This window comes from Halomonas saccharevitans (assembly GCF_900116405.1).
In the GTDB taxonomy this organism is placed as follows: Bacteria; Pseudomonadota; Gammaproteobacteria; order Pseudomonadales; family Halomonadaceae; genus Halomonas; species Halomonas saccharevitans.
On record NZ_FPAQ01000023.1, the window covers coordinates 1 to 13,152 of the forward strand.

Sequence of the window (13,152 nt, forward strand, 5' to 3'; positions counted from 1 at the left end):
TGGCTCAGCTGGCGGATCAGCGTGTCGATGGCCGTGGGCTCATTGGCGATCTCACCACGAAACTCCGGCTCATGCCGTCCCGCCTCGGCGATGGATACCGCAATGCTGGCCTTATGCACATCCAGCCCGATATAGGCGGCATGGACGTCGCTGGCGGCGCTGAGCCGCTCGGCGGCAGTGCGCTCCACAACGACCTGCTGAGTTGCGTTAGACTGTGTCATGACCTGCCTCCCTCAATAGTGGCTCTGTGTTGTTGCCCAACCTCAACGTAACCCACGACGTTGAGGAGGGGCAGGTCAATCCATCATGTCTACGCCAGGGGTGAGGAGGATTCCTCCGAACGGGCTGGCCATGGATGGCCAGCACCGGTCCTGCAAGTGGAGCAGGATGCGAGAGCGCCGCAGGGCGTCGGTAGCGCCCATGGAGGGTTTCACAGCGCCTCCTTGGAGGCCTATCGCCGGAAAAGCCGCGGATCAGGGCTTGTGCCGGTTCAACCCGCCCCGGTCGCCTTGACCGGGGCCTCGCGTTACCATAGCGGCCATTCGAGAGTCAGCAGAGTCCCGCTTTCATGACCGCACCGTCCGACAAGACCCGTGTCCTCACCGGCATCACCACCACCGGCACGCCCCACCTGGGCAACTACGTGGGGGCGATCAAGCCCGCCATTGCGGCGAGCCAGGATCCGTCCGTCCAGTCCTACTACTTCCTCGCCGACCTGCATGCGCTGATCAAGTGCCCGGATCCGCGGCGGGTGCAGGAGTCGCGCCTGGAGATCGCCGCCACCTGGCTGGCGCTGGGGCTGGATACCGATAACGCCATCTTCTACCGCCAGTCGGACGTGCCGGAGATCCCGGAGCTGACCTGGATGCTCTCCTGCGTCTGCGCCAAGGGCCTGATGAACCGCGCCCACGCCTACAAGGCGGCGGTGGCCGAGAACGAGGCCGCCGGCAATCAGGATCCGGACAAGGGCATCACCATGGGGCTGTTCGGCTATCCGGTGCTGATGGCGGCTGACATCCTGATGTTCAACGCTCACAAGGTGCCGGTGGGCCGCGACCAGATCCAGCACATCGAGATGGCGCGCGACATCGGCGGGCGCTTCAATCACCTCTACAAGGGGCAGTACTTCACCCAGCCCGAGGCGGTGGTCGACGAGCAGGTCGAGGTGCTGGGCGGCCTCGATGGACGCAAGATGTCCAAGAGCTACGACAACACCATCCCGCTGTTCGCCTCCGAGAAGAAGCTCCAGAAGCTGGTGCGCAAGATCAAGACCAACTCCCTGGAGCCCGGCGAGCCCAAGGACCCGGCGAGCTGCACGCTGTTCCAGATCTTCTCGGCCTTCGCGACGGCCGACGAGACCGAGGCCATGCGTGGCGAGTACGCCAACGGCATCGGCTGGGGCGAGGCCAAGAACCGTGTCTTCGAGCTGCTCAACGAGCAGCTGCGCGAGCCCCGCGAGCGCTATCAGGGGCTGATGGAGGATCCCGGTCATATCGAGCAAGTGCTGCTCCAGGGCGCCGAGCGGGCCCGTGCCGAGGCGGCGCCCTTCATGGATCGCCTGCGCCAGGCGGCGGGGCTCGGCCGCTTCGTCTAAGCGTTGTTAAGCGTCGTCTAAGCGTCGCCTGAGCCATGCTCACGGCCTCGGGCCGGGCCCCTTGTGGGCCCGGCCCTTTTATTGCCGGATCGAATGAAAACCATCCATACGATGATTTCACGTTCTGCTCCGGATTCGTTAGTCTGCGCGCTAACCTGACCACTGATCCAGACGCCTCCGGAGGCTCCGTCATGAGTGAACTTGCCCTGTCGCGGCGCTCCCGTCTGACCCTGCCGACCCTCGCCGCCGCCGGCCTGCTGCTGGGAGCGCTGGCCGTGGGCAGCGCCTTCGGCGCCCGTATAGGGGGGCTGATGGTGGTGGGGGGGCTGCTCGGCATGGTGCTCTACCACGCCGCCTTCGGCTTCACCTCCGCCTGGCGGGTCTTCATCACCGAGCGTCGCGGCCGCGGCCTGCGCGCGCAGATGCTGATGCTGGCCATCGCCGTGGCGCTGTTCTTCCCAGTGCTCTCGGACGGCAGCCTGTTCGGCCAGTCCGTCACCGGTTTCGTGGCGCCCATCGGCGTGTCGGTGATCGTCGGCGCCTTCCTGTTCGGGCTCGGCATGCAGCTGGGCGGCGGCTGCGCCTCCGGTACCCTGTTCACGGCCGGGGGCGGCAACGCCCGCATGCTGATCACCCTGCTGTTCTTCGTGGTCGGCTCGGTGATCGGCACGGCCCACTTCGCCTGGTGGCAGAGCCTGCCAGCTTTCCAGCCGGTCTCGCTGGTCAAGACCGCCGGTGCCGGCGGCGGCATCGCGATCAGTGTTGCGCTGTTCGCCGCCATCGCGGGGCTTACCGTGGTGATGGAGCGTCGCCGCCACGGCCAGCTGGAGCAGGCGCCTCGGGTCGATGTCGGCAATCGGCGCTGGCTCACCGGCCCCTGGCCGCTGCTGGCCGGCGCCGTGGCGCTGGCGCTGCTCAACTTCGCCACCCTGTCGCTCGCCGGCCGCCCCTGGGGGGTGACCTCGGCCTTCGCGCTCTGGGGCGCCAAGGGCTTCGAGCTGCTGGGCGGCGACGTCGGCCAGTGGGGCTACTGGCAGGCCCCATGGAACGCCAGGGCGCTCGAGGCCAGCGTGTGGGGGGACATCACCACGGTGATGAACGTCGGCATCATGGTCGGCGCCCTGGTGGCAGCGTCGCTCGCCGGCAAGTTCGCCCCCAGCCTGCGCATCCCGGCGCGCTCGGTGCTCGCCGCGGTGATCGGCGGCATCCTGCTGGGCTACGGGGCTCGCCTGGCGTTCGGCTGCAACATCGGCGCCTATTTTGGCGGCATCGCCTCCGGCAGCCTGCATGGCTGGGTGTGGCTGGTGGCGGCCTTCGCGGGCAACATGCTCGGGGTCAAACTGCGGCCCTTCTTCTTCGACGGGCGTGCCGCCCGGGTGTCGACAGCGAAGGGCTGCTGAGCCGCGTTTTCGTCTGCATCCAAGGCGCCCCGGCCCCCGGCCGGGGCGTCGTTGTTTTCGGCGTGGTAGAGTGTCGCCAAAGGCGCCGGTAGAGCGCCAACGGCCCGTTCCAGTCACCCTATCGAGGCGAGAGATGACCATCGAACACAAGCGCGCCCTCTACATTCCCTATGCCGGTCCACCGCTGCTCGAGATGCCGCTGCTCAACAAGGGCAGTGCCTTCACCCGTGAGGAGCGCCTGGAGTTCAACCTGATCGGGCTGCTGCCACAGAATGTGGAGACCATCGAGGAACAGGCGGAACGGGCCTATCGGCAGTACAGCCAGTGCCAGAACGACCTCGACAAGCACATCTACCTGCGGGCGATCCAGGACGACAACGAGACCCTCTACTACCGGCTGGTCTCCGAGCATCTCGAGGAGATGCTGCCGATCATCTACACCCCCACTGTCGGCAAGGCGTGCGAGGAGTTCTCCAACATCTATCGCAACCACCGCGGTCTCTTCATCGCCTATCCCGACCGCGATCGCATGGACGACATCCTCAGGAGCTCCACCAAGGACAACGTCAAGGTGATCGTGGTCACCGACGGCGAGCGCATCCTGGGGTTGGGCGACCAGGGCATCGGCGGCATGGGCATCCCCATCGGCAAGCTGGCGCTCTACACCGCCTGTGGCGGTATCAGCCCGGCCTATACCCAGCCGATCATGCTCGACGTGGGCACCAACAACCAGGCGCTGCTCGACGATCCCATGTACATGGGCTGGCGCCACCGGCGGGTCTCTCAGGAAGAGTACGACGCCTTCATGGCGGAGTTCATCACCGCGGTTAAGCGCCGCTGGCCGAACGCGCTGCTGCAGTTCGAGGACTTCGCCCAGGCCAACGCCCTGCCGCTGCTGGATCGCTATCGTGACCAGCTGTGCTGCTTCAACGACGACGTCCAGGGCACGGCCTCGGTGGTGGTGGGCACCCTGATGGCGGCCTGCCAGGCGCGCGACGAGGGCATCGGCCAGCAGCGAGTGGTGTTCGTGGGCGCCGGCTCCGCCGGCTGCGGCATCGCCGAGCAGGTGGTGGTGGCCATGCAGGCCGAGGGGCTGACCGAGAAGGAGGCGCGCTCGCGCATCTACATGGTCGATCGCGAGGGACTGGTCACCAATGAGCAGGCCTGGCTGCGCGACTTCCAGGGGCGCCTCGCCCACGACCCGGCCCTGGTGGCCGAGTGGGAAGGCCAGTCGCTGCTCGAGGTGGTACGCCGGATCGAACCCACGGTGCTGATCGGGGTCTGTGGCATGCCGGGCATCTTCACCGAGGAGGTGGTGCGCGCCATGCACGCCAACTGCGAGATGCCGCTGATCATGCCGCTCTCCAACCCCACCTCGCGGGCCGAGGCGGTGCCTGAGGACGTGATCCGCTGGACCGATGGCCAGGCCCTGGTCGCCACCGGCAGTCCCTTCCCGCCGGTCGAGCACGACGGCCGGAGCATTCCCATCGCCCAGTGCAACAACGCCTACATCTTCCCGGGCATCGGCCTGGGCGTGGTGGCGGCCGGGGCGAAGCGGGTCACCGATGCCATGCTGATGGCCTCGTCCCGAGCGCTGGCCCGCGAGGCGCCGCTGGTCAAGGAAGGGAAGGGCGCGCTGCTGCCGCCGCTCTCACAGATTCGCGAGCTCTCCAAGGCGATCGCCTTCGACGTCGCCGCCCAGGCCCAGGGCGAGGGCGTGGCGCTGAAGACCAACGGCATCAAGCTGCGCCAGGCCATCGAGCGCAACAGCTGGACGCCGGAGTATCGGCGCTATCGTCGCCGCTCCTTCTGAGCGGATTCCGGGCATGAAATAGGCCCCGCCGGTTTTCCGGCGGGGCCTTTTCGTTGCTCGTCATGGTGGAAGGGCTCGGGCTCTTTCGGCGACAGGCCCGGGGGTGCCGGACCATCGATGAGGCGCTGTGACCCCACCCCTGGGCGCTACCGATGCCCTGCGTCACTTTCGCATCCTGCTCCGCTAGCAGGGCCGGTGCTGGCCATCCATGGCCAGCCCGTTCGGAGGAATCCTCCTCACCCTTGGCATCGGACCCCCTCTTAGGCCTGTCCCCGACAGCCTCTCGCCCGTTGGTGTCAGGCCGACCCAATCATCTTGCGCAGCACGTAGTGGAGGATGCCGCCGTGGCGGTAGTACTCCAGCTCGTTCTCGGTATCGATGCGGCACAGCGCCTCGATCTTCTTCTCGCCCTTGTCGCTCTTGATGGTCACCTTGACCTTGCCGCCGGGCGTGAGCTCACCGAGCCCCTCGATGGAGACCTGTTCGTCACCGGTCAGGCCCAGCGTCGTGCGGCTCTCTCCCTCCGGGAACTGCAGCGGCACCACGCCCATGCCGATCAGGTTGGAGCGGTGGATGCGTTCGTAGGACTCGGCCAGCACCGCGCGCACGCCGAGCAGGCGGGTGCCCTTGGCCGCCCAGTCGCGGCTGGAGCCGGTGCCGTACTCCTTGCCGGCGATCACCACCAGCGGTGTGCCTTCCTGCTGGTATTGCATGGCGGCATCGTAGATCGCCATCTGCTCGCCGCTCGGCACGTGGCGCGTCTCGCCGCCGACCACGCCGTCGAGCATCTCGTTTTTGATGCGCACGTTGGCGAAGGTGCCGCGCATCATCACCTCGTGGTTGCCGCGCCGCGAGCCGTAGGAGTTGAAGTCCACCGGCTTGACGCCGTGTTCCTGCAGGTAGCGTCCGGCGGGGCTATCGGGCTTGATGGCGCCGGCGGGGGAGATGTGGTCGGTGGTCACCGAGTCGCCCAGCATGGCGAGCACCCGGGCGTCCTTGACGTCCTCGATGGCCTCGGGGGTGCGGCCCATGCCTTCGAAGAAGGGTGGGTGCTGGATGTAGGTGGAGTCCTTGGACCACTGGTAGACCTTGCTCTGCGGTACCTCGATGGCCTTCCAGACCTCGTCGCCGTCGAAGACCTCGGCGTACTCCTTGCGGAACATCTCGGTGTTGACCTGCTCCACGGCCTCGGCGATCTCCGCCTGGCTCGGCCAGATGTCCTTGAGGAACACCGGCTCGCCGTCCTGGTCGGTGCCCAGCGGGTCGCGGGTCAGGTCGAGCTGAACGTTACCGGCCAGCGCATAGGCGACCACCAGGGGCGGCGAGGCGAGCCAGTTGGTCTTGACCAGCGGATGTACGCGGCCCTCGAAGTTACGGTTGCCCGAGAGCACCGAGGCGACGGTCATGTCGCTGCCGTTGATGGCCTCCTCGATGGGCTCGGCCAGCGGGCCGGAGTTGCCGATGCAGGTGGTGCAGCCGTAGCCCACCAGGTTGAAGCCCAAGGCATTCAGGTCCTCCTGCACGCCGCCGGCTGCCAGGTAGTCGGTGACCACCTTGGAGCCCGGCGCCAGCGAGGTCTTGACCCAGGGCTGGGTGGTGAGCCCCTTCTCGCGAGCCTTTCTGGCCAGCAGGCCGGCGGCCATCATCACGCTGGGGTTGGAGGTGTTGGTGCAGGAGGTGATGGCGGCGATCACCACGGCGCCCGGGTTGAGCTTGAAGCTCTTGCCGTCGAGGTCGACGTCCTGGCTGGTGTGGTGTTCGTAGCTCTCCTCGACGCCCACGGCGGTCTGGCCGCCCTCGGACTGCCAGTTGCCCTGCTCTTCCTCCGTGGCCTTGTCGCCGTTGTCGGCCAGCAGCGTCGCGAAGGTGGTCTTCATGTCCTTCAGGGTGACCCGGTCCTGGGGCCGCTTGGGGCCGGCCAGGCTCGCCTCGACCTCGGTCATGTCCAGCGCCAGGGTGTCGCTGAAGATCGGCTCATCGCCGGGCTCGCGCCACAGGCCCTGCGCCTTGCTGTAGGCCTCGACCAGCGCCAGCTGCGCGTCGTCGCGGCCGGTCAGGCGCATGTAGGTGAGGGTCTCGTCGTCCACCGGGAAGAAGCCGCAGGTTGCGCCATACTCCGGTGCCATGTTGGCGATGGTGGCACGGTCGGCCAGCGGCAGGTCCTTGAGGCCGTCGCCGTAGAACTCGACGAACTTGCCCACCACGCCCTTCTTGCGCAGCATCTCGGTGACGGTCAGCACCAGATCGGTGGCGGTGATGCCCTCGCGCAGCTTGCCGGTAAGCTTGAAGCCGACCACCTCGGGAATCAGCATCGAGACCGGCTGGCCGAGCATGGCCGCCTCGGCCTCGATGCCGCCGACGCCCCAGCCGAGCACGCCCAGGCCGTTGATCATGGTGGTGTGGGAGTCGGTGCCGACCAGGGTGTCGGGGTAGGCCAGGGTCTTGCCGTCCTGCTCCTTGGTCCACACGGTCTGGCCCAGGTACTCCAGGTTCACCTGGTGGCAGATGCCGGTGCCGGGCGGCACCACGCGGAAGTTGTCGAAGGCCTGTTGGCCCCAGCGCAGGAATTCGTAGCGCTCGTGGTTGCGCTCCATCTCGATGGCCACGTTGTCCTTGAACGCCGTGGGGTTGCCGAACTTGTCGACCATCACCGAGTGATCGATGACCAGGTCCACCGGGGAGAGCGGGTTGATGCGGGCGGGATCCTCGCCGAGCGACTCCACCGCGGCGCGCATGGAGGCCAGGTCGACGACGCCGGGCACACCGGTGAAGTCCTGCATCAGCACCCGGGCCGGACGATAGCCGATCTCGCGATCGGAGTGGCCCTGCTGCTGCCAGTCGACCAGCGCCTGCAGGTCCTCGCGCTCGACGCTCTCGTCATCGGCGAAGCGCAGCTGGTTCTCCAGCAGGATCTTCAGCGTCTTGGGCAGGCGGTCGATGTTGCCGAGCGCCTCGGCGGCCTTGGGCAGGCTGTGGAAGTGGTAGGTATGGCCGCCGGCGTCCAGCGTCTCCATGGTATCCGGTAGGGAGTCGTTGCTCATGCTGTCTGTCCTCCTTTCGCATCGCGGGGAGTAGGGGGCACCATCCTGGCACCTCCTCGGTACATGGTCATGATAGAAGGCGTTTTCAAGCGCTGCCCGGGACCGGCAGTGGCCGGACGCCCTTGAAATGGCGGGCCTGGCCCTCCATATTGCTGCAACATCACACGAGGGCGGTGAACGTCGAATGAACGAGGAACAGCTCGAGTCGCGGGAGGTGCACTGCCCCTACTGCGATACGCCGTTCGACCTGCTGGTCGATCTCTCCCAGGGCAGTCACGCCACCTGGGAAGATTGCCCGCGGTGCTGTGCCCCGATCCAGCTGCGCATCGATGTCTCGCCGGTCAGCGGCGAGCTCGACTCGCTTTCGCTGGGGCGTGACGACGACGTGCTCTAGTCGGCGCTGCTCTCCGGGGCCGCAAGAACATCGCATCGTCGGGCTCACCGCACTGGCCCCAGCGGCCTGCGCCATGCCGGCATGCGTCGGCATCGCCCAGCCCACTGTGCCACTCCCGACTCCACGAGGTCATTCCATGAGCGACGCGCGTCACGAACGCCTGATCATCCTCGGCTCCGGCCCCGCCGGCTACACGGCGGCCGTCTATGCGGCCCGCGCCAACCTCAAGCCGCTGCTGATCACCGGTATCCAGGCCGGCGGTCAGCTGACCACCACCACCGATGTCGACAACTGGCCGGGCGATGACGAAGGCGTTCAGGGCCCCGAGCTGATGGAGCGCATGAAGCGCCACGCCGAGCGCTTCGACACCGAGGTGCTGTTCGATCACATCAGCGAGGTCGAGCTGCGTGAGAAGCCCTATACCCTGAAGGGCGATGGCGGCACCTATACCTGTGATGCGCTGATCATCGCCACCGGCGCCAGCGCCCGCTACCTGGGGTTGCCCTCCGAGCAGGCGTTCATGGGCCAGGGCGTCTCGGCCTGCGCGACCTGCGACGGCTTCTTCTATCGCAAGCAGGAGGTCGTGGTGGTCGGCGGCGGCAACACCGCGGTGGAGGAGGCGCTCTACCTCTCCAACATCGCCTCGAAGGTGACCCTGGTGCATCGACGCGATAGCCTGCGCGCCGAGAAGATCCTCCAGGACAAGCTCTTCGAGAAGGCCGAGAACGGCAACGTGGTGCTCGAGTGGAACCAGACCCTCGACGAGGTGCTGGGCGACAACAGCGGCGTGACCGGCGTGCGGCTGCGCTCCACCGAGACCGGCGAGACCAGGGAGCTGGCGGCACCGGGGGTGTTCATCGCCATCGGCCACAGCCCCAACACCGGCATCTTCGAGGGGCAGCTGGAGATGGCCGGCGGCTACATCCGGGTGCAGTCCGGCCTTGCGGGCAACGCCACCGCCACCAGCGTGCCGGGCGTGTTCGCCGCCGGCGACGTCATGGACCATGTCTACCGCCAGGCCGTGACGTCCGCCGGCACCGGCTGCATGGCGGCGCTGGACGCCGAGCGCTACCTCGACGAGCTTTGATAGCGCCAAGTCGTAAGCGCCGAGCGCCAAGCTGACAAGTGCCCGCAGAGTTGTTGGTGCTGAAACAACATTGACCCCGTTGGTTGTGAAAGCCAACGGGGTCAATGGTTGATGCAAGCCGGGCCTAAGCGATGATTCTGCGGCGCTCGGCGCTCGGCGCTCGGCGCTCGGCGCTCGGCGCTCGGCGCTCGGCGCTTGTGGCTAGTAGTGCGGCGGCCGCTCGTCCTCGGGGCGGGAGGCCGCCGCATCGCCCTCCTGCAGTGTCCGCTGCTGGTCGCGCAGCCGCTCCTGCATCAGCGCATTGATCCGCTCGAGCTGGGTCAGGCGCCGTTCCTGGCCGGCCACGGCCTCGTCCAGGGTGTCGAGCCAGTGCTCCTGGTAGGCGATCCGGCTCTCGAGGGCCTCCAGGCGGCGGGCCAGCTCGTCAGGCGTCGTTGCATCGCTCATGATAGAATCCTTGTGCTGCGTGTCGCCGTTCATCGTGGCACCTTCATGCATGAGGGTCCCTTTCTTCCTTTCACCACTATTAGAGAGTTTTACAGGTCCATGAATCGAAAGGTCGTGTTTCGTTGCAGTCTCATCAGCCTGCTGCTGGCCGCTCCGGCGCCGCTGCTGATCGCCCTGCTCGTCCATCTCACCGGCGGCGTGTTGTCCCGTGAGCTGTTTGCCAGTCTCGAGGTCGGCGGCGTTGCCGCGGTCTATTTTGCCACCGCGGTCGCGGTGTTCCTGGTGCTGCTGATCGCCACCCTGGCGCTCAACGCGCTGACGCCGCAATTGGTCAACCTGGCCGAGGTCGAGGACGACGATCGCGAGATCGGCGAGGTCAAGTGGTTCAACGTCAACAAGGGTTACGGCTTCATCACCCGCGACGACGGCGAGGATGTCTTCGTGCACTTCCGAGCCATTCGCGGGCGCGGGCATCGCACCCTGGCCGAGGGCCAGAAGGTGCGCTACCACGTCATCCAGAATGAGCGGGGGCTGCAGGCCGACGACGTCACCGTGATTACGTGAATCGAAGCGCCTGCGCTCGCCCAGGCGTTGTTGGAAGCGCGACGCGAGATGCTCATTTACTAACGTAAACTCCGCTCTCTCGCCGCGCTCCCGCCTAGCCTGGCCATCGCTCGGCAGCTTCTAGCTTGTAAACACCGCTGATTTCAAGCCTTTCATGACAGCGCCCCGCCTCGGTGGGGCGTTGTCGCGTCTGGGCCATGGGGCGGGCTCACTGCCCGGAGTCGGGCCAGTCGATCGGCTGTTCGGTGCCGTCGGGCAGCACCTGCATGAAGCGGTCCGGATCGTCGCCGGGCTGCCAGCCGCCCAGCGAGCAGCGCACCTCGCACTCCAGCCGTCGGGCGGCCTCGCGGGCGCACTCGGCGTCTGTCGCCCAGGGCGTGTGCGAGCTGTCGAACCACAGGCTGGCGAAGCCGTCGGCGGCCTTCTCCATCAGCAGCACCGGCACCGGCGTCACGTCCGTCCCGCCGCGGGTGCGCCACTGGCGCTTGCCGGCCGGGGCCAGCGCCTCGGCGCCGATGGCCTCGGCGAGCCAGGCGTTCAGGCGCGCAATGTCGCCGCGGGCCAGATAGATCTCGATATCGGGATAGGATTCCATGGGTGCCTCAGGGCCGCGCCGTGCCGTTGACGAAGAGCCGTGCGAGGATCGCCTCGTAGACTCGGCTCAGGTCGTCGAGGTCGGCGGCGCGCACCCGCTCGTTGACCTGGTGGATGGTGGCGTTGCAGGGGCCGAGCTCGACCACCTGGCTGCCCAGGGTGGCGATGAAGCGCCCGTCGGAGGTGCCCCCGGAGGTGGAGAGCGTCGGTCGGATCCCCACGGCATCCTCCACGCCGGCCACGGCGGCCTCGACCAGGTCGCCCTCGGCGGTCAGGAAGGGCTCGCCGTTGAGCGTCCAGTCCAGCCGGTAGTCGAGGCCATGGGCATCGAGCAGCGCTTCGGTGCGGGTCTTGAGCTGCTCGTGGGTCACCTCGGTGGAGAAGCGGAAGTTGAACACCACTTCCACGTCGCCGGGGATGACGTTGGTGGCGCCGGTGCCCGAGCGGAGGTTGGAGATCTGGAAGCTGGTCGCCGGGAAGAAGGCGTTGCCCTCGTCCCAGTGCTCGTGGGTCAGGGCGTCCAGGGCGGGCATCGCCTGGTGAATGGGATTGCGCGCCAGGTGCGGGTAGGCCACGTGACCCTGGATGCCCTTGACGTGCAGCACGCCGCCCAGCGAGCCGCGCCGGCCGTTCTTGATGACGTCGCCGAGGCGATCGGTGGAGGAGGGCTCGCCGACGATGCAGTAGTCGAGGCGGTCGTGGGTCTCGCGCAGGTGCTCGACCACGGCGCGGGTGCCGTCCACCGCCGGGCCCTCCTCGTCGGAGGTGATCAGAAAGCCGATCCGCCCGTGATGATCCGGGTGGGCTGCGACGAAGCGCTCCACCGCGGTGACCATCGCCGCCAGGCTGCCCTTCATGTCGGCGGCGCCGCGGCCCCTGAGCATGCCGTCGTCGTCGATGACGGGCTCGAAGGGCGGGGTGTCCCAGTGCAGGTGCGGGCCGCTCGGCACCACGTCGGTGTGGCCGGCGAAGGCCAGCAGCGGGCCATGGTGGCCGCGGGTGGCCCAGAAGTTCTCCACGTCGCCGAACGGCAGGCGCTCGATTTGGAAGCCGAGCGCCTCCAGGCGCTCGATCATCAGCGCCTGGCAGCCCAGGTCATCCGGCGTCACAGAGGGACGCCGGATCAGCTCGCAGGCGAGCGCCAGGGTCGGCGAGAGTTCGGCGGCCTCAGTTGTGGGCATGCAGCGCCTCGTTCAGCGCGATGGCGCTCTTGTTGGTGAGGCACTCGATGCGGCCGTTCTGGGAGTTGCGGCGCAGCAGCAGGTCGTCCTGGCCGGCCAGCTCGCGGGCGGCCACGGTGCTGGCGACCTGGCCCTGATCATCGAGCACGGTGACCTTGGCCCCGGCGGTGAGGTAGAGGCCGGACTCCACGGTGCAGCGATCGCCCAGCGGGATGCCGATGCCGGCATTGGCGCCGATCAGGCAGCCCTCGCCGACCTTGATGACGATGTTGCCGCCGCCGGAGAGGGTGCCCATGGTCGAGCAGCCGCCGCCGAGATCCGAGCCCTTGCCGACCATCACGCCGGCGGAGATGCGGCCCTCGATCATGCCCGGGCCTTCGGTGCCGGCGTTGAAGTTGACGAAGCCCTCGTGCATCACCGTGGTGCCCTCGCCGAGGTAGGCGCCCAGGCGCACCCGGGCGGTGTCGCCGATGCGCACGCCGGTCGGCACCACGTAGTCGGTCATCTTGGGGAACTTGTCGACGCAGTCCACGGAGAGCGGGCGCCCTTCCAGGCGAGCCTTGAGGCGACGAGCCGGCAGCTCCTCGATGTCGATCGCGCCTTCGCTGGACCAGGCGATGTTGCGCAGCAGGCCGAACATGCCGGTGAGATCCAGGCCGTGGGGCCTGACCAGGCGATGGGAGAGCAGGTGCAGCTTGAGGTAGACCTCCGGGGCGCTCTGCGGCGGGGCATCCACGTCGAGGAACATCGCCACCAGCGGGCGCTGGCTGGCCGCCAGGGTCTCGGCCAGCTCGGCCTGTTCCGGGTGGCCGGCGTCACGCAGCGCCCCGGCCAGCGCGCCGCACTGCTCGGGCAGGAAGCTCACCGCGGCGTTGCCGTCGGGGGCGTCGAGCACCTCGGCGGCGGCGGCCACCAGGCTCGCGTCCGGGCCGAGCAGCGGGGTCGGGTAGTAGATCTCCAGCCAGTCGCCCTGGGTGTTCTGGGTGCCGATTCCGAGTGCAAAGCTCAGCATGGGGGTGTCCTCTGAAAGCGTGGGG

11 protein-coding genes and 1 pseudogene are annotated in these 13,152 nt (G+C 67.7%); 6 read left to right on the forward strand and 6 right to left on the reverse strand.

Annotated features, from left to right (window positions below):
* Positions 1-221: pseudogene (locus tag BM388_RS11370) on the reverse strand (hypothetical protein); the annotation flags it as partial.
* Positions 222-568: 347 nt separating this feature from the next.
* Here BM388_RS11370 and trpS point away from each other — a divergent pair.
* From trpS to BM388_RS11385, 3 genes are all read left to right on the forward strand, one after another.
* Positions 569-1,594, forward strand: coding sequence for a tryptophan--tRNA ligase (trpS, locus tag BM388_RS11375; RefSeq protein WP_089850226.1), 1,026 nt, complete (start codon positions 569-571; stop codon positions 1,592-1,594).
* Positions 1,595-1,785: 191 nt separating this feature from the next.
* Positions 1,786-2,994: a YeeE/YedE family protein gene (locus BM388_RS11380; RefSeq protein ID WP_089850228.1), complete on the forward strand. Its 1,209-nt coding sequence runs from the start codon at positions 1,786-1,788 to the stop codon at positions 2,992-2,994.
* Between the two features lie 133 nt (positions 2,995-3,127).
* A complete protein-coding gene (locus BM388_RS11385) occupies positions 3,128-4,807 on the forward strand; it encodes an NAD-dependent malic enzyme (RefSeq protein WP_089850230.1) in 1,680 nt (559 codons plus the stop codon).
* A gap of 296 nt (positions 4,808-5,103) precedes the next feature.
* Here the strand turns inward: BM388_RS11385 and acnA are convergent, their stop codons facing one another.
* Entirely contained in the window at positions 5,104-7,848 is a 2,745-nt protein-coding gene (gene acnA / locus BM388_RS11390) for an aconitate hydratase AcnA (protein WP_089850232.1), read from the reverse strand.
* 184 nt (positions 7,849-8,032) lie between these two features.
* Between acnA and BM388_RS11395 the strand changes: the two genes are divergently transcribed.
* The gene (locus BM388_RS11395; protein WP_089850234.1) at positions 8,033-8,242 is read left to right on the forward strand and encodes a zinc ribbon domain-containing protein; all 210 of its coding nucleotides are present in this window, start codon (positions 8,033-8,035) and stop codon (positions 8,240-8,242) included.
* A gap of 136 nt (positions 8,243-8,378) precedes the next feature.
* The gene (gene trxB, locus BM388_RS11400; RefSeq protein ID WP_089850236.1) at positions 8,379-9,329 is read left to right on the forward strand and encodes a thioredoxin-disulfide reductase; all 951 of its coding nucleotides are present in this window, start codon (positions 8,379-8,381) and stop codon (positions 9,327-9,329) included.
* A gap of 201 nt (positions 9,330-9,530) precedes the next feature.
* Here the strand turns inward: trxB and BM388_RS11405 are convergent, their stop codons facing one another.
* Positions 9,531-9,776 (reverse strand): SlyX family protein, encoded by a 246-nt coding sequence (locus BM388_RS11405; RefSeq protein ID WP_089850326.1) that lies wholly within the window; start codon positions 9,774-9,776, stop codon positions 9,531-9,533.
* A gap of 99 nt (positions 9,777-9,875) precedes the next feature.
* Between BM388_RS11405 and BM388_RS18185 the strand changes: the two genes are divergently transcribed.
* A complete protein-coding gene (locus tag BM388_RS18185) occupies positions 9,876-10,340 on the forward strand; it encodes a cold-shock protein (RefSeq protein ID WP_089850238.1) in 465 nt (154 codons plus the stop codon).
* Between the two features lie 208 nt (positions 10,341-10,548).
* Here the strand turns inward: BM388_RS18185 and BM388_RS11415 are convergent, their stop codons facing one another.
* From BM388_RS11415 to dapD, 3 genes are read right to left on the reverse strand one after another with little or no spacing between them, the layout of a single operon-like run.
* Positions 10,549-10,935, reverse strand: a complete 387-nt coding sequence (locus BM388_RS11415) for a hypothetical protein (RefSeq protein WP_089850241.1) — start codon at positions 10,933-10,935, stop codon at positions 10,549-10,551.
* Positions 10,936-10,942: 7 nt separating this feature from the next.
* Complete coding sequence (gene dapE, locus BM388_RS11420) at positions 10,943-12,115, reverse strand: succinyl-diaminopimelate desuccinylase (protein WP_089850243.1); 1,173 nt, start codon at positions 12,113-12,115, stop codon at positions 10,943-10,945.
* On the reverse strand, positions 12,102-13,127 hold the full coding sequence (gene dapD, locus BM388_RS11425; protein ID WP_089850245.1) for a 2,3,4,5-tetrahydropyridine-2,6-dicarboxylate N-succinyltransferase: 1,026 nt from the start codon (positions 13,125-13,127) through the stop codon (positions 12,102-12,104). The genes dapE and dapD overlap by 14 nt, the downstream gene beginning before the upstream one ends.
* Positions 13,128-13,152 lie beyond the last annotated feature (25 nt).

What these genes read in the sequence shown, in the direction of transcription:
- trpS (WP_089850226.1), top strand. Translation starts at nt 569, where the DNA reads ATGACCGCACCGTCCGACAAGACCCGTGTCCTCACCGGCATCACCACC.
- BM388_RS11380 (WP_089850228.1), top strand. Translation starts at nt 1,786, where the DNA reads ATGAGTGAACTTGCCCTGTCGCGGCGCTCCCGTCTGACCCTGCCGACC.
- BM388_RS11385 (WP_089850230.1), top strand. Translation starts at nt 3,128, where the DNA reads ATGACCATCGAACACAAGCGCGCCCTCTACATTCCCTATGCCGGTCCA.
- acnA (WP_089850232.1), bottom strand. Translation starts at nt 7,848, where the DNA reads ATGAGCAACGACTCCCTACCGGATACCATGGAGACGCTGGACGCCGGC.
- BM388_RS11395 (WP_089850234.1), top strand. Translation starts at nt 8,033, where the DNA reads ATGAACGAGGAACAGCTCGAGTCGCGGGAGGTGCACTGCCCCTACTGC.
- trxB (WP_089850236.1), top strand. Translation starts at nt 8,379, where the DNA reads ATGAGCGACGCGCGTCACGAACGCCTGATCATCCTCGGCTCCGGCCCC.
- BM388_RS11405 (WP_089850326.1), bottom strand. Translation starts at nt 9,776, where the DNA reads ATGAGCGATGCAACGACGCCTGACGAGCTGGCCCGCCGCCTGGAGGCC.
- BM388_RS18185 (WP_089850238.1), top strand. Translation starts at nt 9,876, where the DNA reads ATGAATCGAAAGGTCGTGTTTCGTTGCAGTCTCATCAGCCTGCTGCTG.
- BM388_RS11415 (WP_089850241.1), bottom strand. Translation starts at nt 10,935, where the DNA reads ATGGAATCCTATCCCGATATCGAGATCTATCTGGCCCGCGGCGACATT.
- dapE (WP_089850243.1), bottom strand. Translation starts at nt 12,115, where the DNA reads ATGCCCACAACTGAGGCCGCCGAACTCTCGCCGACCCTGGCGCTCGCC.
- dapD (WP_089850245.1), bottom strand. Translation starts at nt 13,127, where the DNA reads ATGCTGAGCTTTGCACTCGGAATCGGCACCCAGAACACCCAGGGCGAC.